Source organism: Arthrobacter rhombi (genome assembly GCF_039526245.1).
Taxonomy (GTDB): domain Bacteria; phylum Actinomycetota; class Actinomycetes; order Actinomycetales; family Micrococcaceae; genus Arthrobacter_H; species Arthrobacter_H rhombi.
This window is the reverse complement of the sequence record NZ_BAAAIV010000001.1, coordinates 36,922-57,702: the sequence shown is the minus strand read 5'-3', so window position 1 is coordinate 57,702 and position 20,781 is coordinate 36,922. Positions and strand designations below refer to the sequence as shown.

At 67.8% G+C, this 20,781-nt stretch carries 25 protein-coding genes; 11 read left to right on the top strand and 14 right to left on the bottom strand.

Going from position 1 to position 20,781, the window contains the following annotated elements:
* The first annotated feature begins 66 nt into the window (after positions 1-66).
* Positions 67-552 carry a very short patch repair endonuclease gene (locus ABD088_RS00320; RefSeq protein ID WP_343899313.1) on the top strand — a complete coding sequence of 162 codons (486 nt, stop codon included), beginning with the start codon at positions 67-69 and terminating at the stop codon, positions 550-552.
* A gap of 27 nt (positions 553-579) precedes the next feature.
* Here the strand turns inward: ABD088_RS00320 and ABD088_RS00315 are convergent, their stop codons facing one another.
* The 5 genes from ABD088_RS00315 to ABD088_RS00295 form a co-directional block, all read right to left on the bottom strand.
* Positions 580-1,833, bottom strand: a complete 1,254-nt coding sequence (locus ABD088_RS00315; protein WP_343899311.1) for an acyl-CoA dehydrogenase family protein — start codon at positions 1,831-1,833, stop codon at positions 580-582.
* The gene (locus ABD088_RS00310) at positions 1,830-2,792 is read right to left on the bottom strand and encodes an NADP-dependent oxidoreductase (RefSeq protein WP_343899310.1); all 963 of its coding nucleotides are present in this window, start codon (positions 2,790-2,792) and stop codon (positions 1,830-1,832) included. Before ABD088_RS00310 ends, ABD088_RS00315 begins: the two co-directional genes overlap by 4 nt.
* Before the next feature lie 85 nt (positions 2,793-2,877).
* Entirely contained in the window at positions 2,878-3,459 is a 582-nt protein-coding gene (locus tag ABD088_RS00305; RefSeq protein WP_343899309.1) for an OmpA family protein, read from the bottom strand.
* Positions 3,456-4,064, bottom strand: a complete 609-nt coding sequence (locus ABD088_RS00300; RefSeq protein ID WP_343899308.1) for a hypothetical protein — start codon at positions 4,062-4,064, stop codon at positions 3,456-3,458. The genes ABD088_RS00305 and ABD088_RS00300 overlap by 4 nt, the downstream gene beginning before the upstream one ends.
* A gap of 168 nt (positions 4,065-4,232) precedes the next feature.
* Positions 4,233-4,718 (bottom strand): winged helix-turn-helix transcriptional regulator, encoded by a 486-nt coding sequence (locus ABD088_RS00295; RefSeq protein WP_343899307.1) that lies wholly within the window; start codon positions 4,716-4,718, stop codon positions 4,233-4,235.
* A 97-nt stretch (positions 4,719-4,815) separates the two neighbouring features.
* On the opposite strand from ABD088_RS00295, the gene ABD088_RS00290 reads away from it, so the two are divergent.
* The 5 genes from ABD088_RS00290 (at position 4,816) to ABD088_RS00270 (ending at position 6,894) form a co-directional block, all read left to right on the top strand.
* Positions 4,816-5,250 carry a PaaI family thioesterase gene (locus tag ABD088_RS00290; protein WP_343899305.1) on the top strand — a complete coding sequence of 145 codons (435 nt, stop codon included), beginning with the start codon at positions 4,816-4,818 and terminating at the stop codon, positions 5,248-5,250.
* Positions 5,251-5,263: 13 nt separating this feature from the next.
* On the top strand, positions 5,264-5,782 hold the full coding sequence (locus ABD088_RS00285) for a PaaI family thioesterase (protein WP_343899303.1): 519 nt from the start codon (positions 5,264-5,266) through the stop codon (positions 5,780-5,782).
* Positions 5,783-6,028: 246 nt separating this feature from the next.
* Positions 6,029-6,430 (top strand): hypothetical protein, encoded by a 402-nt coding sequence (locus tag ABD088_RS00280; RefSeq protein WP_343899302.1) that lies wholly within the window; start codon positions 6,029-6,031, stop codon positions 6,428-6,430.
* Positions 6,431-6,439: 9 nt separating this feature from the next.
* Positions 6,440-6,706 (top strand): hypothetical protein, encoded by a 267-nt coding sequence (locus tag ABD088_RS00275; protein ID WP_343899301.1) that lies wholly within the window; start codon positions 6,440-6,442, stop codon positions 6,704-6,706.
* Positions 6,664-6,894: a hypothetical protein gene (locus ABD088_RS00270; protein ID WP_343899299.1), complete on the top strand. Its 231-nt coding sequence runs from the start codon at positions 6,664-6,666 to the stop codon at positions 6,892-6,894. Before ABD088_RS00275 ends, ABD088_RS00270 begins: the two co-directional genes overlap by 43 nt.
* On the opposite strand, the gene ABD088_RS00265 is transcribed toward ABD088_RS00270, so the two are convergent.
* Positions 6,891-7,187 carry a hypothetical protein gene (locus tag ABD088_RS00265; protein WP_343899298.1) on the bottom strand — a complete coding sequence of 99 codons (297 nt, stop codon included), beginning with the start codon at positions 7,185-7,187 and terminating at the stop codon, positions 6,891-6,893. The two genes, ABD088_RS00270 and ABD088_RS00265, sit on opposite strands and share 4 nt — an antisense overlap.
* 338 nt (positions 7,188-7,525) lie before the next feature.
* Here ABD088_RS00265 and ABD088_RS00260 point away from each other — a divergent pair, with 338 nt between their 5' ends.
* Complete coding sequence (locus tag ABD088_RS00260; protein WP_343899296.1) at positions 7,526-7,939, top strand: VOC family protein; 414 nt, start codon at positions 7,526-7,528, stop codon at positions 7,937-7,939.
* On the opposite strand, the gene ABD088_RS00255 is transcribed toward ABD088_RS00260, so the two are convergent.
* Positions 7,936-9,831 carry an HNH endonuclease gene (locus tag ABD088_RS00255; RefSeq protein WP_343899295.1) on the bottom strand — a complete coding sequence of 632 codons (1,896 nt, stop codon included), beginning with the start codon at positions 9,829-9,831 and terminating at the stop codon, positions 7,936-7,938. The genes ABD088_RS00260 and ABD088_RS00255 overlap by 4 nt on opposite strands.
* Positions 9,832-9,982: 151 nt before the next feature.
* Between ABD088_RS00255 and ABD088_RS00250 the strand changes: the two genes are divergently transcribed.
* Positions 9,983-10,381: a hypothetical protein gene (locus ABD088_RS00250; protein ID WP_343899294.1), complete on the top strand. Its 399-nt coding sequence runs from the start codon at positions 9,983-9,985 to the stop codon at positions 10,379-10,381.
* A gap of 27 nt (positions 10,382-10,408) precedes the next feature.
* Here ABD088_RS00250 and ABD088_RS00245 read toward each other — a convergent pair whose 3' ends face one another.
* From ABD088_RS00245 to ABD088_RS00220, 6 genes are all read right to left on the bottom strand, one after another.
* Positions 10,409-11,224: an ABC transporter permease gene (locus ABD088_RS00245; RefSeq protein WP_343899293.1), complete on the bottom strand. Its 816-nt coding sequence runs from the start codon at positions 11,222-11,224 to the stop codon at positions 10,409-10,411.
* Positions 11,214-12,185 (bottom strand): ABC transporter ATP-binding protein, encoded by a 972-nt coding sequence (locus tag ABD088_RS00240; protein WP_372711054.1) that lies wholly within the window; start codon positions 12,183-12,185, stop codon positions 11,214-11,216. The genes ABD088_RS00245 and ABD088_RS00240 overlap by 11 nt, the downstream gene beginning before the upstream one ends.
* Positions 12,182-13,417 (bottom strand): LolA family protein, encoded by a 1,236-nt coding sequence (locus tag ABD088_RS00235; protein WP_343899291.1) that lies wholly within the window; start codon positions 13,415-13,417, stop codon positions 12,182-12,184. The genes ABD088_RS00240 and ABD088_RS00235 overlap by 4 nt, the downstream gene beginning before the upstream one ends.
* A 66-nt stretch (positions 13,418-13,483) precedes the next feature.
* A complete protein-coding gene (locus ABD088_RS00230) occupies positions 13,484-15,673 on the bottom strand; it encodes a bifunctional polysaccharide deacetylase/glycosyltransferase family 2 protein (protein WP_343899290.1) in 2,190 nt (729 codons plus the stop codon).
* Complete coding sequence (locus ABD088_RS00225; RefSeq protein ID WP_343899289.1) at positions 15,670-15,969, bottom strand: hypothetical protein; 300 nt, start codon at positions 15,967-15,969, stop codon at positions 15,670-15,672. The genes ABD088_RS00230 and ABD088_RS00225 overlap by 4 nt, the downstream gene beginning before the upstream one ends.
* A gap of 62 nt (positions 15,970-16,031) precedes the next feature.
* A complete protein-coding gene (locus ABD088_RS00220; protein WP_343899287.1) occupies positions 16,032-16,544 on the bottom strand; it encodes a YbaK/EbsC family protein in 513 nt (170 codons plus the stop codon).
* Between the two features lie 120 nt (positions 16,545-16,664).
* On the opposite strand from ABD088_RS00220, the gene ABD088_RS00215 reads away from it, so the two are divergent.
* Both ABD088_RS00215 and ABD088_RS00210 read left to right on the top strand, forming a co-directional pair.
* Positions 16,665-16,967, top strand: a complete 303-nt coding sequence (locus tag ABD088_RS00215) for an ArsR/SmtB family transcription factor (RefSeq protein WP_343899285.1) — start codon at positions 16,665-16,667, stop codon at positions 16,965-16,967.
* 1 nt (position 16,968) lies between these two features.
* Positions 16,969-17,358 (top strand): VOC family protein, encoded by a 390-nt coding sequence (locus tag ABD088_RS00210; RefSeq protein WP_343899283.1) that lies wholly within the window; start codon positions 16,969-16,971, stop codon positions 17,356-17,358.
* Positions 17,359-17,446: 88 nt separating this feature from the next.
* Here ABD088_RS00210 and ABD088_RS00205 read toward each other — a convergent pair whose 3' ends face one another.
* On the bottom strand, positions 17,447-19,162 hold the full coding sequence (locus ABD088_RS00205; protein WP_343899282.1) for a PucR family transcriptional regulator: 1,716 nt from the start codon (positions 19,160-19,162) through the stop codon (positions 17,447-17,449).
* Between the two features lie 125 nt (positions 19,163-19,287).
* On the opposite strand from ABD088_RS00205, the gene ABD088_RS00200 reads away from it, so the two are divergent.
* Entirely contained in the window at positions 19,288-20,781 is a 1,494-nt protein-coding gene (locus ABD088_RS00200; RefSeq protein WP_343899279.1) for a CoA-acylating methylmalonate-semialdehyde dehydrogenase, read from the top strand.

Sequence of the window (20,781 nt, the reverse complement as noted above, 5' to 3'; positions counted from 1 at the left end):
GGTTGCCGCCCGGCGTCGGGTCCCATCGTGCCTGACCGTGGGTGGCGGATGTGCGACGCTCGGTACATGGACCGTCTGACCCGCGCCGAACGTTCGGCGCAGATGTCGCGCATCCGCGGGACCAACACGAAACCGGAGATGCTCGTGCGCCGGCTGGCCCACCGTGCCGGATACCGGTTCCGGCTTCATGGGCAGGTGTCCGCCGCGGCGTTGGCCGCCGGCCGAAGGCGTGCCCCGGACGTGGTCTTCCGCGGAGGAAAGCTCCCGGGCCGACCGGATCTGGTGTTCGCGTCCCGACGCAAGGTCGTGTTCGTCAACGGGTGTTTTTGGCACGAACATGATTGTCCGGTCGGTCGGCACGCACCGGCGACGAATAGCGAGTTCTGGGCGGACAAGCGCCGGCGCAACGTCGAGCGCGATGAACACAACCACGCCGCCCTGCGGGCCATCGGCTGGCAGGTCCTGGACCTGTGGGAGTGCCAACTGAAGGACCCCGCCGTCGTGCTGGAAGAACTGGGACAATTCCTCAGCGAGGACGGGGTCGCGCCGTGAGCTCCCCCGCCCCGACCGGGATCAGGCCTACTTCCCGGCGGCCGTGAAGGCGCCGATCCCGGTCAGTGTGCGGCCGATGATGAGGGCGTGGACCTCGTCGGTGCCCTCGTAGGTCCTCACGGATTCGAGGTTGTTGGCATGGCGCAACGGTGAATGATCCAGGGTGATGCCGTTGCCGCCGAGCATTTCGCGTGCCTCGCGGGCGATCGCGATGGCCTCCCGGCAGTTGTTGAGCTTGCCGACGGAAATCGCGACGGGGTCCAGGGTTCCGGCATCCTTGGCCCGGCCGAGTTGCAGGGCCAACAGGTAGCCCTTGTTGATCTCCAGCGCCATGTCAGCGAGCTTCGCCTGGGTCAGCTGGTATCCGGCCAACGGCGTCCCGAACTGCAGGCGCTCTCCGCTGTAGTCCAGAACGGCATCGAAGCTGTCCCGGGCTGCCCCCATGACGCCCCAGATGATCCCGTAGCGGGCCTCGTTCAGGCAGGCGAACGGGCCCTTGAGCCCGAGCGCGGAGTCGGCGGGCAGGATGGCATCTGCCGGTAGCCGGACGTCCTCGAGGGAGATATCGCACTGCACGGAGGCACGCATGGACAGCTTGGACGGAATCGCCTCGGCCTGGAACCCGGGAGTATCGGTGGGGACCACGAAACCGCGGACTCCCCGGGCATCTCCCGGTTCCCCGGTCTGCGCCCAGATGATGGCCACATCGGCGATGGTGGCGAGCCCGATCCAGCGTTTGGCGCCATTGAGGACCCAGTCACCTCCGGGTTCCTGAGCGGCCGTGGTGCGCATCCCCGCGGGGTCCGATCCCGCGGTGGGTTCGGTCAGTCCGAAGCAGCCGATCGCCTCACCGGAGGCCATCGCGGGGAGCCAGCGTTGCTTCTGTTCTTCCGAACCGTGTTTGTGGATCGCCGACATGGCCAGCGAACCCTGGACGGAGACGAACGTGCGCAGTCCCGAGTCGCCGGCTTCCAGTTCCGATGCTGCCAGCCCGTACTCGACGGAGGACTTCCCCGCGCAGCCGTATCCCTCCAAGTGCATCCCGAGCAGCCCCAACCGGGCCAGTTCGGGGATGATCTCGCGCGGGAAGACGGCCTGCTCGTACCACTGGGCGATGTTGGGGCGGATGTGCTCGTCGACGAGTGAGCGCACGGCCAGCGTGAGTTCCTTCTCGGCGGGAGTGAACTGCCCGTCCAGTCCGGTCAGGTCGACGGCGCCGAAAAGGGACTCCCCGGTTCCCGCTCCGGACGGTGTCTGCTTGCTGGCGGCGGTGCTGGTCATCGGGCCTCCCCCGTGGTGGTGCGGGCACGCGGGCCGGCGACGAGCAGGACCTTGCCGGCCGTGGTGACGTCCACCTCGAACGCCTCGGCGACCTGCTGCAGGGGCAGTGTCTCGGCAATGCGCAGGGTCAGCCCGCCGGCGTCGACGGCGGCCACGAGGCGATCGAGGGTCTCGGTGACCGGCAGCGTCATTTGGGTGGAGGCCATGACCCCGGCAGCGGCGGCGGCATCGGCGTCGTGCTGGGTGACGAGGGAGACCATGGAGGCCCCCTCGCGCAGCAGCGGGTAGTACAGCGTGGGGTCAACGCCCGGCGAGGCGTCCAGGATCCCATCCAGCTTCGTGAGGTCCTTCAGCCACGATTCGTCGGCATAGTCGTGGACCTCGTCGGCCCCCAACGAGGCGACGAAGTCGTGGTCCGGTCCGGCGGCGCTCGCGATCACGCGGGCACCGGCGGCCTTGGCCAGCTGGACCGCGATGCTGCCGATCGATCCGCCGCCACCGAGCACCAGCACGGTCTTGCCGTAGAGCGGGGACAGAGTGCCGAGGGCCTGGACGGCGCTGGCGCCAACGAGCGGCAAGGAGGCGGCCTCGATCAGCGGAACGGCGCGCGGGGCGTGGGCGGCAAACATGGCGGGAGCGACGAGCCGGTCGGCGAAACTGCCCGAGCCGCCCATCAGGACGTTGGCCTGGCCGATCACCGCGTCGCCGACGGAAAATCCCTCGACGCCGGGGCCGACCTTTTCGACAGTGCCGGAGTAGTCACCGCCGAGCGTGAAGGGCAGGTCCAGGGGCGCGTCGTCGGCCATGGCACCTTCGGCCATTCCGGCGTCGACCGGGTTGATGCTGGTGGCAGACACCTTGACCAGCAGTTGGCCCTCGCCGACGCCGGTGGGGCCCCCGTCTTCGGAGACGACGAGCTGGTTCAGCGGGCCATACTGGGTGACGTGGATGGCGGTCATGGTTCCTCCTGCGGATCGTCCGGGCGGCACTGATCCCACCCTGCCACGATTCGCCGGGACCAACCAGCACCATGACCGACCTGCCCTACCGTGTATAGGTGATTTCCACGCGTCGGTTCTTGGCGAACGTTGAGGGGTCCTTCGGGTCCTCGGGGACTGCCGGCTGGGTGGCGGCATATCCCTTGACCTCCAGCTTCAGGTCGGACCGCTTCTTCTTCAGCACCGCGGCCACGGCCTTGGCCCGGGCGTCGGACAGTTTCTGGTTGTCGACCTTGCCCTGGAACGAATCGGTATGGCCGCCCACGGCGACGTGGACCTTCTTCGGCACCTTGGCCACCAGCTTCGCAATCAGCGCCGCAGCGGTCCCGGGCAGTTTCGAGCTGTCGGGGGTAAAGAGGATGTCGGTGGAGAGCGTGATGGTGGTTTCACCCTGGTCGGTCTTTTCGGTTTCCACGCTGTCGACGGCGTTCTCCAGACTCCACTGCCTGACCGACTCCTCGAGGTTAGAGAAGACAGTCACCGAGCGGGCGAGTTGGTCCGCCGAGGGTTCTGGAAAGTCGTCCGGACCGTCCACTGGCGTGGCCAGGGCAGACCCCGGGACCAGCAGTGCCCCGACCAGGGTGAGGACCGCGCCGAGCGCCAGCGTGCGCGATGGGAGATGGCTCATCGCTGGATCGGCACGTTCGTGAACTCGGGGACGCCCTGCATGACTCGGATGTCCACGCTGTCGATATCGTCCTCGGGGGCCGCGTACACGCCCCACCAGATCACCGGCTGGCCGTTGGTGGTCTTGGTGTAGGACATGTCGGCGGACCAGGTGGTGGAGGATTCACGGATCAGACCGTATTCCTTCAGGTTCCCGCGGTCTACGAGCTGGGGGTCGAAGTACGCCACGTTTTCACCGGTCGCCTCGTAGATGCTGAGCGTCTCGTTCTTGCTCACCGAGCTGAAGTCCGGCGTCACGACCATCTTCAGGATCATCGTCTTGCCATCGACCTTCAGCGACTGCACGCCGAACGTGACGTCATCTTTGGTTCCTGGCAGCGTGTATTTCTGCTGCGCGAGGACCTTGCTCGTGTCGTACTCCTCCACGCCCACACCGGAGTCCTGCTGCACCTGCGTGCCGGCGCCACTGGACCCACCGGAGGAGGCGGGCGCATCGGAGCCGCCCGTCGACGCCCCTCCGCCTTCCGGTGGGGCCGAGCCGCTGCAGCCGGTCAACAAGGCAGCGGCGAGGAAGACGGAAAGGAGGGCTGGACTGGCGGATCTCATGGGGGCCTCCTGCGGAGTTCTGGCGGATGCGAGGCGTGTTCATCCATCAGATTGCCATGCCGCCGCCCAACATGCCATGGGGAGAACTATCCATGGGGTGCGGCGAGATAGCGGGCGCGCCTTGTCGACTCAAGCACTGCATGCTTCGAACGATTCCCTCCGGCCCGGTCAGAAAGCGGAACCAGCCTCATCGAGCCGGCGTGCGCCCGGCCCCGGCTCCGCATGCCCGGCGGACGGGCCTTCCAGCCGGTGGCCCGCCGCGCACCAGACCACTGCCTCGACTGGTTCCCCGCAGTCGCGGTGCGTCACGACGACGGCGGGCCCCGACGGCGCGGGAACGTGGCGGTCTCCCCATTGCAGCAGGCCGATGATCACCGGGTAGAGCTCCGCGGCCTTGGCGGTGAGCCGGTATTCACTGCGCGTACGTTGCCCCTGCTCGCGGTATGGCTCCGCTGTGAGCAGGCCGCCCTCGACCAGCTTGCCCAGTCGGTTGGAGAGGATCGAATCGGACAGGCCGACATGGTCGCGGATCTGGTCGAAGCGCCGGACCCCGTTGAACGCCTCCCGCAGGACCAGGAACGTCCATTTCTCCCCCACCAGCTCCAGCGTTCTCTGGATCGAGCACTGAGCGGTGTCGTAGTCGAGCCACTGCATGGTTTCCTCCTGACCGGGCGCTTTGGATGATTGACGACCCTCACCCGGCACCTTAGGCTGACTGCAATCATAGAAGTCAGATCGAAGGAGCTCAACCATGTCCGAGACGCCCGGAGCCCCCGACGTATCCTTGGCGGCCGCCAGCAAGTTCGTGGCCGCTTCCGGCCTGGTCGTCGACGGTGTCACCGCGACGTCGGTGCGCGGACACGTCGAGCTCAACGCCAACCACCACACCCCATGGGGCGTCGTCCACGGTGGCGTGTACACAACCCTCGTCGAAAGCGCCGGGAGCATCGGTGCCAGCCAGGCGGTACTCAACCGGGGCGAATTCGCGGTCGGTGTCCACAACGCCACGGACTTCCTGCGGCCCGCCACCGCGGCCCATGCCACCGTCGAGGCCCGGGCACTGCATCAGGGCCGTACCCAGCAGCTGTGGGAAGTCGTCATCACCAACACCGCGACCGACAAGGTTCTTGCCCGGGGCCAGCTGCGCCTCCAGAACGTCCCCTTGCCCGACACCACCACGCACTAGCAGGAGCGAACACGTGACATCCCGCGAAAAGACCATCACCTGGCACGACGTCGACGAAGCACTCGCGGCAATGCCCACCCTCACCGGCTTGGAATACCTGCAGAAGATGGCCTCCGGCAAACTGCCCGCAGCGCCGATCGCCAGTCACATGTCCATGGGCCTCACCCACGTATCCGAGGGCGAGGTGACCTTCACCAGTGAGCCGGATGCGTCCCACTACAACCCCATCGGCCTGGTTCACGGCGGCCTGGTCTGCACTCTGCTGGATTCGGCGCTCGGCTGCGCCGTGCACACCACGCTGCCGGCCGGGCTGGGCTACACCTCGATCGAGATCAAGGTGAACTACCTGCGCCCGGTCAGCTTCGACAGCGGGCCGCTCGTATGTACCGGGCGGGTCGTCAAACCGGGTCGTCGCGTGGCATTCGCCGAGGGGGAAGTCCTCGACAAGGACGGAAAAGTGGTCGCCACGGCATCCGGCTCCCTGTTGGTTTTTCCGCACGACCAAAGCAACGCCCCCGCCCCTCGTCAGTGACCCACATCACGCCGTAGTCTTCCCGGACAGACAGTCCGCGAGGAGGCCCCCTGTCAGAGACCGATGTTGACCGTCATGAACGACCCGGTGAGAGCCCTTCACTGATCAAGGCGCTGGGCAGCTGGGACACCCTCGCCATCGGGTTTGGTGCCATGATCGGCTTCGGCTAGGTGGTACTCACCGGAGGATGGCTGGAATCCGTCGGCACCATGGGGCCGTGCGGCATTCGCCGCCGGTGGGGTGATCATGGCCCTCGTGGGCCGGACCTACTCGGAGCTGGTCGCCGCGATGCCCCTGGCTGGCGGGGAGCACAACTACGTCAGCCGCGGCATGGGCGCACGGTGGGCCTTCATCTGCTCCCGGGCAATCACCGGGGGCTCCATCACCATCGTCGCCTTCAAGGCGGTAGCACTACCCCGCACCGGTCTCTATCTTTTCCCCGGACTTGAGACAGTCAGATTGCGGGAGATCTCCGGGTCGGATGTGGCGACCGCGGACGGCATGGCAGCCCTGTGGAGCACCGATGTCATGGGCAAAGTGCTGGCGGCAGGGGGCATCGCCGAGATCGTCACCTCCTGGAACTCGTTCCTCATCGGCGCCTCGCGGCTCATCTTCGCCATGGGCCGCGCCCAAATGCTCCCGGCATGATTCGGGCGGTTGCATCCACGATTCCGTACCCCCATCAACGCCCTGCTCTCCATCGGCGGCCTGTCCGTGGCTGCCTCTTTCTTCCGGGAGGCCACGCTGGGATGGCTGGTCGATTCGGGGTCCCCGAGCATCGTGATCGCCTATTTCCTCGTGGCCGTGTCATTCCTGTTGCTGCGCCGCCGCGAGCCGGAGATGGGCCGGCCATTGCGCGTGGGCGGCAAGGGCAGGGCGGCTTGGTCATCGGAGTACTGGCCGCCGTATTGTGCCTGGGCCTGACCAGCCTCTACCTCCCAGGCATGCCGGCCTCCCTCGACGCGGCACCGTGGATCCTCTTTGGCCTGTGGTGGGTATTCGGCGCCGCGTTCTTCTTCCGCATCCCCCGTGGGGTCAAACCGGGCGCCCACGCCGAAGGGGAACTGACGCGCCGACTAGCCGAGCGGTCGGCCGAACGCAGGAAAAACTAGGCGGCGCCGCTGACGGCCCGCAGGGATCCAGTAGAGAAATCCCCCTCCTCGAACAGGAGCCTGCGGGCCTCTTTGAGTGCGCGGTTCGAGTCTTTTTTGTCGAGCTGGGCGAGCAACAACAAGTTGGCGATGCGCTGTTCCCGGCGAGTGCGGGCGGCTTCGCGGGCCATCTCAACCATGGCCAAGACCCGGGCATGCGCCCGAAGCCCCCGCGCCTCGACACTTGCATCATCGGGCTCGGTCGAGCTGAGCAGCTCCAGGGCGTCGTTCAAAATATCACTGGTCGTGGGCATTGCCGTCGGTCCTCCGGAATCACATCGGTGTGATCCGCATCATGTTGGGTCTTTGATGTGCCACCCTATCCATTGAGTGGGGCCCGGACGAAATCCACGACAGGGCGTGCGTGTCCCTGCGTCATCGTGGACGGCTCTCGGTCTATCGACACGCTGCGGCCTCCCTGCAACGATGACTCCAGGCCCACCAGCCACGGCCCCGTGCGCCCCGCCGGCGCCGGTCACGTGGAACTGACCCGCCTTCCGACGGGACCGGATGCGACGCCGCTTTCCTCGCCAGATGGCCATCCAACAGAACACAATGGCCCCAAGGACTCTTCGAAAGGGTGTGACCCCTCGTGTTGCTTGACGGAATCAACCACATTGCAGTGCTCTCACACGACGTCCACCGATTAGGCGCCTTCTACGGGACGGTCTTTGATGCCGTCGCCGGTGAGACCCGGAGTCATGGTCCCGGCGAGACGATGACGAATATCCGGATCGGCCCCGCCACGGTTCTCAATGTCTTTGTCATCGATGGGAACGTCGAGGCCGACCGGCAAACCCCCATGTGGGGCCGTGGACGCCTCGACCACCTCGGCCTGTCGGCGTCGTCCCACGAAGCCTTCGAAACCATCCGCACCCGCCTCATCGAAGCCGGTGCCAGTGACGGAGCCGTCAATGATTTTGGATCTGAATTCAGCCTGTTCTTCCGTGACCCGGATGGGCTCGAAGGCGAAGTGCTGATCAGCAAGAATTCCGAACGCCCCTAGAACGGGATGTCTTCGGCGCCTTCGTCACCGGTACCCGAATGACTTTCCCAAGGATCCACGGGACCCTGAGGATTGACCTTTCGTGGACCATAACCACCAGCGTTGCGCTTGAGACGCCGCTTACGAGCCCCTTTGGCATGGCCGGTCTTCGCATACCTGCCGAATTCCGGGTCTTCACAGGACGGATCAGGAACGTCACCGACCTTGCCCCATTCCCCGCTGACAGGTTGCTGGTCCGGCCGTTCATCGGTGGATCCTGCGGTCCCGTCGTCTTCCATCGCGACCTGGTCGGTGTCGCGCGTCGACGGCGCCATCCCTTCCGCCCACGGCGCGGAGGGCGTCGTCCCTTGGCGCGTCCCGAAAAGACTGGTCACCACTGTGCTGCCGTCGGCACCTTGTTCGAAGTGGAGCAAACCCAACGATTTCAGTCTGTGGCAACGCCGGCATCGCATCTCCAGGTTGCCCAGATCCGTTCCGCCGCCTTCGTGCCATTCCTGAACATGGTCGGCGTCGCAGTGTTCCACCCGTCCGGGACATCCCGGTGTACAACAGCCTCCGTCCCGGAATTTCAGGGCGGCTCTTTGGGCTGCGGTGGGGCGGTACTTGTTCTGTCCGAACTTCACGATGGCCCCGGTCATCGGATCCGTGATGACACGCCACCAGGTTTTCGCGGCGGCCATGAACCGTGCTGCCGATTCCTGGTCCACGGGCCCACCACCCAGGAGCGTCGGCACCAAGGCTGCGGGCGGAAGCACCGCAGTCCCGACTTGGACTGGTGGGGGTTCTCCCTCTTCGCCGTTGGAAGGAGCGGCTGGTTCCACCCAGGGTGCCGTCCCGTCGGTCGCGGTGTCGTCGACGTCCTGGGGGCCGCCGGGCACGCCCGGAAGCATGGTGGCCGGGATGGTGACGAAGACTTCTGGTTGGATCGCTGTGATCCCTCTTCCACAGACGCCATCAAGCACCATGTCCATGAAGACATCAGCTCGCAATTGCTCCAAGGTCCGCAGTTCGGCAGGGTCGTCGTCGAGGTCCGTCGCGGGCAGCGTGGGCTGCTGGTCCGGATCGGGAGATTTTACGGCTGCTGCGGCGTTTGGGTCAGTTTTCAGCGCCCTGGCCACGGCGTCCACCGTGGAGTACATGGTCTGGCAGCGGGCTGTGGGCAAGAGAGCGGAGAGCCACGACATCCCGTCCGCCGCGTCCTCGATGGTGATGCGGCGGTCCCGCAATGCGGTCCGGCACCGCTTCGTATAGGAGATGTCGTAGTACTTCTCCAGGAGTTGCCGTCCTCGAGTGCGCAACTGCGCGGGGGACTTGCCGGGAGCAGCGGCTAGCATGTCAGCGCCGAAATCCCTCCGCGCGGCTTGGGCCATCTTGGCCAACCGTTCTCGCTCGCGTTCCCACTCTTCACGCGTGGCATCATCGGCTTGGCGGCTCGGGAGAGGCGGAACTGCGGGCACGATGTTCTTGACCTGGTCGAGGATTCGTTGGACATGGCCAGCGCCGATGCGTCCTGCGGTCAGGGATTCAATGACTTCCGGTGTTTCCCCTACGAGGGTCTCAGCTTGATCGAGGATTCGATGTCCCTGGCCAGGCGAAAGGCCCAGTACCAAGGCGATTTCCATGGCGGCACTCTCAGTCGCAGCGAACGAGGCCATGTTTCCGCTGCGGAGGGAGACGCCCATGCCGGGGTCCTCGTCGAGGTCATCGAGGAGGGACGGCACGGCACGCTGGGCTTCTGCGTGGAGCATGGCAGCGGCACGGAATTTCTCTGCCTCAGCGAACCGGGAAAGGGCCTCGGCGGCTTTCAGCCGGGTGGAACCGTCCTGGACGAGACCGGCGGCACGGGAGATGTCCCACCCGGTGACCTCGACCTCGCTCGTGACGTCTTCCATGTATTAATCCTGCCAGCGACGCAACCTCTCGGACAGGGAGCTCGTGCACGTTGGGGACAGTCGCCCAGTCCGTGGGCTTGTGAGGGGGCAGTGGTTTGATTCCAGGTCACGTCCGGTAAGTTCTCGGCACCGATGACGCTACGATTCATCCATGATGACGCCTCGGCTCGAGCAGCTGATCAATGATCTCGAGAAGACTTCCGAGCGCTCGTGGATCCAGGAGGTGTTGCTGGCCTGCCTTCAACGGCTGGGTAGTGGAGGGCCCACGGAATGGCAGATCGTCGAGGTCTTCGACGCGTGGATCGACGGCGATGCGCTGTACATCGTGTACACGTCTCCCTGGGGGCCTGTGGCCGGACTGATCCGCGGCACGGAGAGCCCGGCCGACGAGGACCCCACGGTCTGCGGCAACGAGATCGCCGATTTCGATGTCGCCGAACCGCTCGGCACCTACGCCGACGATCTCACCTACGACGACAACGGTGTCGGGTGGTGGGGCGATCCGATACCCGGCAGCATTCTCGAAGGGCGCACTCAAGCGCACCCCTGAGCTGCCGGAGGGGCGACCACAAAACGATCAGGACAACACATCCTTGGTGCTGAGCCGCCCATAGGCCAGCGCACCGAAAACCAGCACATAGCCGGCCTGCAGTAGCACGTTCTGCCCGAACGAAGTCCACAGCACCGGCTCGCGCAACAGGTCGGAGAACCCGAACCAGTAGTTGGTGAACAGCCACGGGTGCAACCAGTCCAGCTGCGGTAGCTGGCCCAGGATCTGCGCGGCGACCGAGAGCACCGCCGTCGCCGCCATGGCACCGACCGGCACGTCGGTCAGCGTGGAGATGAACAGCCCGATCGCCGCCAGCCCCCACAGCGAGATGGCGACATAGGCGGCCATCAGCCCGATCCGTCCGAACGATTCCGCGAGCCCGATCGTGTCCCCTGACAGCAACGTCACCGGACCCACCCCGAACAGCGCCAGCCCGATGAGGATCCCGAACAGTGCCACCACCAGCGCGGCGGCCAGGCAGAAGAGGGCGGCGCCGATGTATTTCACCAGCAGCAGCCTGCCCCGCGAGGCCGGGGCAATCAGCAGATAGCGCAGCGTCCCGTGCCCGGCTTCCCCGGCAATCGTGTCCCCGGCAACCACCGACACCGTCAAAGGCAGGAACAGGGGGATGCACATGAACATGCCCACGATCGCGACGAACAATCCATTGCCGGCCACCCGGTCCAGGAACGCCGGCCCCCTGCCGGTCGGGGGCCCCGAGGTCAGCTTGACCGCGACCGCCACCAGCACCGGCACCGCGCCGAGCGCCAACAGCATCGCCCAGGTGCGCCGCCGGCGGAACACCAGGGCGAACTCGGAGACCAGCAGCGCGCTACCGGGCAACGTCGAACCCCTCCCCCGTCAATTCCACGAACCGGTCTTCCAGGCTCGGCCGCTCGAGCGCAAACCCGCGCACCCGCACCCCGGCAGCCACCAGGGCCGCCACGATCGCCTCGGGTGCCGGACCGTCGTCGGGCCAGGACACCTGCACGACGCCGGTGTCCCCGGCTGGCTCTGTCCCCGGAACCGGTGCCAGCCCGATCCGGGCCAGCACGCCACGGGCAATCTGCTCGTCCGGCGTGTGGATCACCACCGAGCCGCTGCCGGCGGAGCGCAGCTCCGCGAGGGTGCCCTGGGCGACACGGTTGCCGTTGCTCATCACCGCGGCGTGGGTGCACATCTGCTCGATTTCACCCAGCAGGTGGCTGGAAATGAACACTGTGGTGCCCTGCCCGGCGAGCGAGGCAATGAGGTGGCGGACTTCCCGGGTGCCCTGCGGGTCCAGCCCGTTGGTGGGTTCGTCCAGGACCAGCAGTTCATGGTCGGCTGCCAGGGCGTTGGCGATGCCCAGCCGCTGCTTCATGCCCAGTGAGTAGGCATGGACCGCCAGCGATGCCGCCTGGCCCAGGCCGACCCGCTCCAGCGCGCGGTCCACCCGGCTCCGGCGATTGGCGGCAAGGGAGCGGGAGTTGGCCGCGTCCAGCCGCAGCAGGTTGGCCCGACCGGAAAGGAATGGATAGAAGGCGGGCCCCTCCACCAGCGCCCCGACGCGCGGCAGGACCTGCTGCCCGGCGGCGGGCATGGGGTGTCCCAGCACGGTGATGGTTCCGCTGCTGGGGGTCGCCAGGCCCAGCAGCATGCGGATGGTCGTCGTCTTGCCGGAGCCGTTGGGCCCCAGGAACCCGAAGACGGAGCCGTGCGGGACGGCCAGGTCCAGGTTCTTCACTGCGTGGCGGGCGCCAAACGACTTGCTCAGCTGGCTGGTCTCGATGGCGAGACCACTGTCACCGGGCGCCACGCTCAGCTTCCGTCGGCCACGGCCTGCAGCCGCTTCACGGGAACCGCGCCGATGAGCACTCGCCCGTCCGGGGCCAGCAGGACATTGACCAGCGAGGTGTGCAGCAGCTTGCCGCCGTCGACGTCGGTGGCGAGTTGGCCCACCAGGGCGGATGTCTTCAGCTCGGCGGGTACCTGCTCTGCGGGGATCGTGGCCACGGTGTCCCAGCCCGTTCCGGTGAACCAGTCATCCGGTGGCCCGGCCGGGCGCTGGTGCGCGGCGTCGTCCTTCGAGGGCATGGGGCGCTGCAGCTTCTGGCCGTAGGTGTGCTTCGGCCAGCTGGAGTCCTGCTGGAGCTTCTTCTCGTGCACGGTGGCGTCGGCCGGCGGGGTGAAGTCGAAGAGCTTCGCCTCGGGGGCCTTCGGGGTGAAGGAGGTAAACGCGAGGTCCACCGCCGCCGCGTCCTGTCCCACCGCGTCGACGCTGACGGCCAGCGGAACACCGGATGCGGCATCGACACCGATGGTGACGTCCTCGATGAGCGTCGTCTGGGACTTCTTCGGGGTCAGGACCAGGTTGTAGACGTCGCGGCCGGCCACGGTGGAACCGTCCTCGACGGTGGTGGTCGTGGTGGGTTCGGCGGCGGCGAGGAACGTGTCGGCGAGCTGCCCGGGAGTGGGAGCCTCTCCGGTCGCGTGCCCGCCCCGGTGTTCCCTGAACTTCGACGCAGACGCGGATCCAGGCTCCGGCAGCGTGGTGTGGACTGCCTCGTTGGCCTCCGAATCATAGGTCCACAGGCTGGTGCCGTTGCGGATGACGTCCTTTTCGCCCATGCCCTCCAGGAGCTGCACGCGGGCCTTGTCGGGGCCGTCGACGTAGACGCGTGCGTCGTGGCTGCCCGAAACCAGGCTCAGCAGCCCGGCGATGCCCGGATCGGCAGCGCTGGTTCGCGCACCGGCACCGGGTCCCCCGGTGGATGGGCCGTCCCCGGGGCCCGCCGATTGCACGTCCTGTGGCGGCCCGAAGGATGCGGGGGCACCGGCGTCGGGCAGGGCGGGAATGCCGAGGTCGGTGGACAGGTGGATGCGGCCGGAGAAGGCCGTGACCTCGGATCCGGCCATCAGCTCGATGACCTGTTCGGCGGTCTTGGGCTCGAGCTGGGGCGTGGCCGACGCGGAAATGCCCAGCCCGACGCCCGTCGCGGCGATGACCGCGGGGATGGCCGCTGCGGGCATCCATTTCTTCAGTGCAGGTTTCATGGCACTTTCCCGGTAGGAATGTTCCGTGCCTCCTACGGTACGCCGACCGGACGCCGGCGGCGAGGCCTACACCCGGCTCGTGGATGCGGTCGCCGCGTTCAGGCTGCCATACCGTTCCATCCGGTGCCATTTCAGCCGGACCCCGGCCAGCGCGGTGACCACCGATTGGATCACCACCAGGTACATCAGCTGCCGGTAGACGAACTGCTGCAGCGGCAGCGTCCACAACGGACGCAGCGACTCGCGGTCCAGGCGGAAGGCGTAGGCGGCCATGGTGAACTGGATCGCCAGGAAGCCGACCCAGATCACCGCGATGCGCACCGGGTCCAGGAAGAAGAGCCCGTAGATGGCGAAGACGTCGACGATGGGGGCGAACAGCGGCAGCATCACCTGCAGGATCAGCAGGTAGCTCAGTCCGCGGCGCCCGAGCTTGCCGGCCGCGCCCTCCTGGCGGATGGCCCCGCGGTGCTTCCACATCGCCTGCAGGGTGCCATAGCACCAGCGGTAGCGCTGCTTCCACAGGGCGCCCAGGGTGGCGGGCGCCTCGGTCCAGGCCCGGGCACCGTCCTCGTAGACGACCCGCCACCCGTCGCGGCACAACGCCATGGTCAGGTCGGTGTCCTCGGCCAGGGTGTCGTCGCTGACCCCGCCGATCCGCTCCAGCGCCGAGCGCCGGAACGCGCCGATGGCACCGGGCACGGTGGGCATGCATTCGGCGACGTCGAACAGCCGGCGGTCCAGGTTGAACCCGACGACGTATTCGATGTGCTGCCAGGCCCCGAGGATGCCGCCACGATTGGCGACCTTGGTGTTCCCGGAGATGGCACCGACGCGGGGATCGGTGAACGGCTGGATGAGGAGGTTCACCGTGTCGGGTTCGAAGACCGTGTCGCCGTCGACCATGACCACCAGTTCGTGGGACGCGGCGGCCAGCCCGGCGTTCAGCGCGGAGGGCTTGCCGCCGTTGGCCTTGCGGATGACGCGCACGCCCGGCAGGTCCAGGGCCTCCACGAGGTCGGCGGTGCCGTCGGTGGAGCCGTCGTCGACGACGAGGACCTCCACTTGGTGGTGCGAGGCGGCGATGGATTCCACGGCGGCCTCGATGCCCGCCGATTCGTTGTAGGCCGGGACGATGACGGTGACCGGCTCCCGGATGGTCCTGCGGGGCTCGTGCAACCAGCTGACGTCGAGTTCGGCGGCCCGGCTGCGCCGCTCGGAGCGGGTGTGCCGGGCGGCGACGATCATCACGAGCACCACGCGCAGCAGGGTGATCGCCCCGGCGGCGACCAGGGCGATGGAGATGGCGCCCACGACGACGTCGGTGACCCGGATCCCCCACAGGAAGGCCTGCCCGGTCACCTCGTCGGTCAGGGCGGCCCGCTGCATGGTGTCCACCCCGACGGAGTCCCCGATGGTGGTGAAGTGCCGGCCCGCCGCCGAGTCCAGCGCGGTGGCCAGCGCCTGGACACTCTGTGACCTGTTGCCGCCGCCGTCGTGCATCAACACCGTCTGGCCGCGCAGGCCCGGTTGGGTCAACTTCTCGGCGATGGCCTCGGCGCCGGGGCGTTCGTCGTCCCCGCTGTCGACGGTGGTGAGCACGCTGAGGTAGCCGTCGTCCGCGGCGGTCCGCATGGCGGAGTACTGGTCGTTGGTGACGTCCTCGTTCCGCGAGGTGTAGGGAAGGCGCAGCAGGGCGGGGGCCTGGCCGGTGATCCCGGCGATCGTCTTCTCGGCCGCCCGGATCTCGAGCCGGCGCTGCCAGGTCGGCGCGGCGGCGAGGTCGGCGTGGGTCAGCGTGTGGATGCCGATCTCGTGGCCCTCGTCCACGATGCGACGGACCAGGTCGGGGTTCTCGATGGCCGCGTCGCCGGTGACGAAGAACGTGGCGTGGGCGCCGTGGTCGCGCAATACGTCGAGGATGCGCGGCGTCCACTGCGGGTCCGGCCTGTCGTCGAAGGCCAGCGCCACGCTGTCCTTCGCGGGGGTCGCGGTGTGGACGCCGCCGCCCACGGGGTCCACGACCGGGCCGCCGTCCTTCACGGCCCGCGGGACGTTGCCGGCGTCGCGGCTGGTGGCTGCTGGGGGCTGGTCGATGCCCGACATGTGGTTCATGTACCCCTCGGCGGCCATGGCCAACCCGAGGGTCAGCACGACGGCGGCCATCAGGATCCAGTGCGTCCCGATGCCACCGGGGCGGCGGGCCCGGCCCGGGCGACGGGTCCTGCCCGGGCGGCGGGCCCGGTGGGCGGCCCTCACCGGTGGGTCTGCTGCGCGGGGGCGCCGTGCGCGGGGACGCCGTGCCCGGGGGCGCCGTGTGCGGCGGCGGCCCGCGCGGGGTCCTGCGGCGGCAGGTTCGGGGTCTTCACGTTCGATCCGCCGAGGAAGGCCAGGAGCATGACGGCCACATAGGTGGCCATCAGGCCGATGACCAGGGCGCCGATCAGCTGGCCGCGCCTGAGGCGCCGGCCGGTGGGATCGACGACGATCGGATCCGTGGGGTCGCTCGGGGTGGTGGGCATGCTGCGGTCGGGACGTTCGGTTGAAGCTGGCATCGCCCACCAACGCTAGGGCAAACACCCAATGGTCACAAAATGATCACGACGGCGGCGGGAGACTACTCGCCGGTAGGCGCAGCTACCGCTTTCGCCAGACCGTCGATGACCTCCACGGCGGGCAGCTTCGTCAACTCGGCGGGGTCCAGCACGATCTTGCTGGTCCTGTTGCCCCCGCCCATGACGACGCGGGTGGCCTCGACCACGGCCCGGTCGACATACACCGGCAGGCCCCCGATGCCCGGGGCGGTGACACCGCCGATCTCCATGCCGGTCAACGACGCCGTCGCGCCGGCATCGGCGAAGGACGCCCGCTTGACGCCCATCAGGCGACGGACGGTCCCGTTCACATCCAGCCGCGTCGTCCCCAACACGACGCAGACGGCATGCACGGGCGGCTCGATCTTGCGGGAGGCGACGACGATGGTGTTCGCCGACTCGTCCAGCGTGAATCCGTAGTGCTCGCAGAACTGCGCGGTGTCGGCCAGGTCCTCCCGGCATTCCAGCACGTCGTACCGGATCCCGTGGGCGGCCAGCGTCTCGGCGACGGCCGGCATCAACACCGTGGTGGTCATGGGCTCTCCTCCTCCAGCAGGTGGCCTCGGGCCAGAGTATGCCATCCCGACGCCGACGCGATGCAGGCCGTCCACCCCGCGCCCTTGACAGGCAAGTCAACACTTGCCTATGGTCGTGCCATGGCTGACGTCTTCAAGGCCCTGGCCGACCCGAACCGCCGCACGATCCTCGATGAGCTGGCGGCCCGGGACGGCCAGACGCTCTTCGAACTCTGCGGCCGGTTGCTCACCATCCATGAGCTGGGCCTGACCCGCCAGGCGGTCTCCCAGCATCTCGGCGTCCTCGAATCCGCGGGGCTCGTCGCCACCCGGCGCGAGGGCCGCTACAAGTTCCACTACATCGACACCTCGCCCCTGCAACCGCTCGCGGACCGGTGGCCGGCCCGGCCGCCGCACACCACCGCACCCACCGAAGGAGACTGACATGAAAATGCACCTGATGAGCGTGCTCGTCGACGACCAGGCCACCGCCGAGGCGTTCTACACGTCCAAGCTCGGCTTCGCGAAGAAGCACGACATCCCGATCGGCGCCGACCGCTGGCTCACCGTCGTCTCCCCCGAGGACCCCGAGGGCATGGAGCTGCTGCTCGAACCCAGCAGCCACCCGGCGGCCAAGCCGTTCAAGGACGCCCTGGTCGCCGACGGCATCCCGTTCACCCAGTTCGCCGTCGAGGACGTCCAGTCCGAATACGAACGCCTCACCGCCCTGGGCGTGCGCTTCACCCAGGAACCCACCGAGGTGGGCCCGGTGACCACCGCGGTGTTCGATGACACCTGCGGCAACCTGATCCAGATCGCCACGATGGCGGGCTGATCCACGACACGCTTCGGCAGGAGGGGCACGACGGCGGTGCCTCCTGCCGCGCGCCCCCTCCTGTTGCCCCGCTGCCCTGGTGCTGCCGCTAGCTCCGCGACAGTGCTCCCCCGTGGCGTTCCTGCTGCAGCCACAGGACGGCGACATGCAGGGCCGTCCGTGATTCCGCGTCGTCCAGGGAGACGCCCAGCTTCTCCTCCAGCCGGGCCAACCGGGGGTAGAGGGCCTGCCGGCTCAGGTATCCGGAGCGGGCAAGCTCGGATTTGTTGCCGGCATTGCGCAGAAACGCCTCCAGGAGCTGCAGCCCGTCCTCATCGTCGGGATCGAGCAATCCGGCCAACTCGGCCCGGGCGAAGAGGCGCACCCGGGAATCATCGGCCATCACCGCCAGCAGGCCGCGCAGGCGGACGTCGGCAAAGCGGTAGTAGCGGCTGTGGCGGTTTTCCAATGTTGCGGCGATCTCGGCGACCTGGTGCGCTTCGTCCAGGGCTGCGGCCGCCCCGACAAGCGTTCCCTGGGAGGCTCCGACGCCAACGGAGACCTGCTCCGAACCAGGCAGCGGGCTGCCGACGAGGCGTTCCAGGGCGGATTCTTCGAGCTCGCGGGCGGGCACGGAGAGCAACAGGCCCACCGCGCCGGCGTGGATGCTCGCCGCCAGGACGGCAAGACGCCCCGCGGATGCGGTCCCTTCGAGCGCAGCCAGTAGTTCGCGTTCGCGCAGTTGCAGGGCCGTCGGCGATTCGCCAGGGTCCCGATCCAGCCGCGCCACCACGGGTACGTAGATGGCTCCGGTAACCAGCCCGAGGGCCTCGGCGCGGGCCAGCGCCTCCTGTTCCCCCGGCCCTGGAGACTGGCGGAGGGCGTGCAGCAGGCCGGACCGGGCTTGGTGGAGCAATTCGGCACGGTCACGTCCTGCCATGCGCGCCATGGTCAGCGCCTGCCCGGCCCGCTCAAGGACCTGGGCGGCGTCCACCTCGTCGGCGCGGGCAACGGGTACCACCAGTCGCCCCCACCGCTGGCCGGCGACGCCGACCGGCGTCTGCAGCCAGCCCGCGCCGCCTTCGCCCGCGCCCGCGCTCGTTGTCCCCGCAAACCGCACCCACCGCGAACGCTCTGGCCAGCCTTCCAGGAGCCGGGCCGGGGTCGTGCCCATCGCGTTATAGGACAGCACGCGGTGCCCGCCGTCCTCGAAGACCACCGGTGCGCCCAGCAGCTCGGCTGTCTGGTCGACGATGTCCTGCTCCGTGGCGCTGTGCAGGCTGAGTGCCGTGAAGACCTCGTGCACCTGACGCGCCCGTTGGACGCGGGACAGCTGCTGCTCCATCAGCAGGCGATGCACCTGCTCAGTGACCTGCACGTAGCGGACCCTGGCGTGCAGGACGACGACGGTGCCCGCGGCTTCCCGCGCGGCTTCACGTACCGCGGCAATGGATCGTTGGACGTCATTCGCGGCTCCGCCGGCAATTTCCACGATGATCGCCACTGCACCGGCGGCAAAGAAGCGGTCCAGGAAGTCCTTTGCTGCTGGGGCGGAGTGGCGAAAGTTCATGCCGGTGGTCAGGACCAGTTCACCACCGTCCAACAAGGCGCTCGTAGCCGCATCCTCGGCAATATGCACCCATCGCACCGGCAGCGGCAGCGCCGCGGCTCCGGCCAGCACTTCGGGTTCACCTGCCTGGAGCACGTCCAACTCCAGGATTTCCGCGACGCTCAATCCGTCGGCGGCGCCCCCCGAAGCCGGGGCTGATGGGGTGGGGCCGGCGGTGCCGCCCTCGATCGCGTCGAACATTGGCGGGGTCTTCATGGACATACTGTATTCCCTTTCTGCAAATTGACGACAAGTTGTCGCTTCACATGCGTCCTCCTGCCGCGCAGGATAGTCGAGAACGCCGCACGCCCCGCCCCGTCTCCGAAAGGACCCCACACACCATGCGCACGGTTTCCCACTGGATCAACGGCACCGCCGTCGACCCCGCTGCCGACGGACGCTTCGCCGAGGTCACCAATCCCGCCACCGGCAAGGTCACCTCCCGTCTGGCCTTGGCTGACGCGGAGACAGCCGTCGCGGCCATCGCCAGTGCACGGGCCGCCTTCCCCGCCTGGCGCGACACGTCACTGACCCGCCGTGTCCAGATCCTGTTCAACTTCCGCGAGCTGCTCAACGCCCGCAAGGGGGAACTCGCCTCGATCATCACCGCCGAACACGGCAAGCTCCTCGATGACGCGCTGGGCGAGATCGCCCGCGGCCAGGAAGTCGTCGAGTTCGCCTGCGGGATCCCCCACCTGCTCAAGGGCGGCCACACGGAAAATGCCTCCACCAAGGTCGATGTCCACTCCATCCGCCAGCCACTGGGTGTAGCCGCCATCATCTCGCCCTTCAACTTCCCGGCCATGGTGCCGATGTGGTTCTTCCCAATGGCCATCGCCTCGGGCAACACCGTCATCCTTAAGCCCAGTGAGAAGGACCCGACCGCTGCCAATTGGATGGCCGGGCTGTGGAAGGAAGCCGGCCTTCCCGACGGCGTCTTCACCGTCCTGCACGGGGACAAGGTGGCAGTGGATGCGCTCCTCGACTCCCCCGACGTCTCCTCGGTGTCGTTCGTCGGCTCCACTCCGATCGCCCAGTACGTCTACGAGCGCGCCTCCGCCACCGGCAAGCGGGTGCAGGCCCTCGGCGGGGCTAAGAACCACATGCTCGTGCTGCCCGACGCCGACCTGGACCTGGCAGCGGACGCGGCAGTCAACGCCGGCTACGGTGCCGCCGGCGAGCGCTGCATGGCCATCTCCGCGATCGTCGCCGTGGAGTCCGTCGCCGACGAGCTCGTCGCCAAGATCGCCGAACGCACCCGCGGACTGCGCATCGGCGACGGCACCCGCGGGACCGACATGGGGCCGCTGATCACCGCCGCCCACCGCGACAAGGTCGCCGGCTACATCGACGCCGGGGAGGCCGACGGGGCCACCCTCGTCCTGGACGGGCGCTCTCCCACGCCGGATGCCGAAGGGGACGGCTTCTTCCTGAACCCGACCCTGTTCGACCATGTCGACACCGACATGTCGATCTACACGGACGAGATCTTCGGCCCCGTCCTGTCGGTGCTGCGGGTCCCGGGCTACGACGAGGGCGTCGAGCTGATCAACAACAGCCCCTTTGGCAACGGCACCGCGATCTTCACCAACGACGGCGGAGCCGCCCGCCGCTTCGAAAACGAGATCCAGGTCGGCATGGTCGGGATCAACGTCCCGATCCCGGTGCCCATGGCCTACTACTCCTTCGGCGGGTGGAAGAACTCGCTCTTCGGCGACACGCACGCCTACGGCTCGGAGGGAGTGCACTTCTTCACCCGGGGCAAGGTCGTCACCACCCGCTGGCTGGATCCCAGCCATGGCGGCATCAACCTCGGATTTCCGCAGAACTCCTGA

What these genes read in the sequence shown, in the direction of transcription:
- ABD088_RS00210 (WP_343899283.1), top strand. Translation starts at nt 16,969, where the DNA reads ATGAAAATGCACCTGATGAGCGTGCTCGTCGACGACCAGGCCACCGCC.
- ABD088_RS00250 (WP_343899294.1), top strand. Translation starts at nt 9,983, where the DNA reads ATGATGACGCCTCGGCTCGAGCAGCTGATCAATGATCTCGAGAAGACT.
- ABD088_RS00235 (WP_343899291.1), bottom strand. Translation starts at nt 13,417, where the DNA reads ATGAAACCTGCACTGAAGAAATGGATGCCCGCAGCGGCCATCCCCGCG.
- ABD088_RS00200 (WP_343899279.1), top strand. Translation starts at nt 19,288, where the DNA reads ATGCGCACGGTTTCCCACTGGATCAACGGCACCGCCGTCGACCCCGCT.
- ABD088_RS00300 (WP_343899308.1), bottom strand. Translation starts at nt 4,064, where the DNA reads ATGAGATCCGCCAGTCCAGCCCTCCTTTCCGTCTTCCTCGCCGCTGCC.
- ABD088_RS00215 (WP_343899285.1), top strand. Translation starts at nt 16,665, where the DNA reads ATGGCTGACGTCTTCAAGGCCCTGGCCGACCCGAACCGCCGCACGATC.
- ABD088_RS00315 (WP_343899311.1), bottom strand. Translation starts at nt 1,833, where the DNA reads ATGACCAGCACCGCCGCCAGCAAGCAGACACCGTCCGGAGCGGGAACC.
- ABD088_RS00280 (WP_343899302.1), top strand. Translation starts at nt 6,029, where the DNA reads ATGGCCCTCGTGGGCCGGACCTACTCGGAGCTGGTCGCCGCGATGCCC.
- ABD088_RS00310 (WP_343899310.1), bottom strand. Translation starts at nt 2,792, where the DNA reads ATGACCGCCATCCACGTCACCCAGTATGGCCCGCTGAACCAGCTCGTC.
- ABD088_RS00295 (WP_343899307.1), bottom strand. Translation starts at nt 4,718, where the DNA reads ATGCAGTGGCTCGACTACGACACCGCTCAGTGCTCGATCCAGAGAACG.
- ABD088_RS00205 (WP_343899282.1), bottom strand. Translation starts at nt 19,162, where the DNA reads ATGAAGACCCCGCCAATGTTCGACGCGATCGAGGGCGGCACCGCCGGC.
- ABD088_RS00265 (WP_343899298.1), bottom strand. Translation starts at nt 7,187, where the DNA reads ATGCCCACGACCAGTGATATTTTGAACGACGCCCTGGAGCTGCTCAGC.
- ABD088_RS00255 (WP_343899295.1), bottom strand. Translation starts at nt 9,831, where the DNA reads ATGGAAGACGTCACGAGCGAGGTCGAGGTCACCGGGTGGGACATCTCC.
- ABD088_RS00305 (WP_343899309.1), bottom strand. Translation starts at nt 3,459, where the DNA reads ATGAGCCATCTCCCATCGCGCACGCTGGCGCTCGGCGCGGTCCTCACC.
- ABD088_RS00220 (WP_343899287.1), bottom strand. Translation starts at nt 16,544, where the DNA reads ATGACCACCACGGTGTTGATGCCGGCCGTCGCCGAGACGCTGGCCGCC.
- ABD088_RS00320 (WP_343899313.1), top strand. Translation starts at nt 67, where the DNA reads ATGGACCGTCTGACCCGCGCCGAACGTTCGGCGCAGATGTCGCGCATC.
- ABD088_RS00290 (WP_343899305.1), top strand. Translation starts at nt 4,816, where the DNA reads ATGTCCGAGACGCCCGGAGCCCCCGACGTATCCTTGGCGGCCGCCAGC.
- ABD088_RS00225 (WP_343899289.1), bottom strand. Translation starts at nt 15,969, where the DNA reads ATGCCAGCTTCAACCGAACGTCCCGACCGCAGCATGCCCACCACCCCG.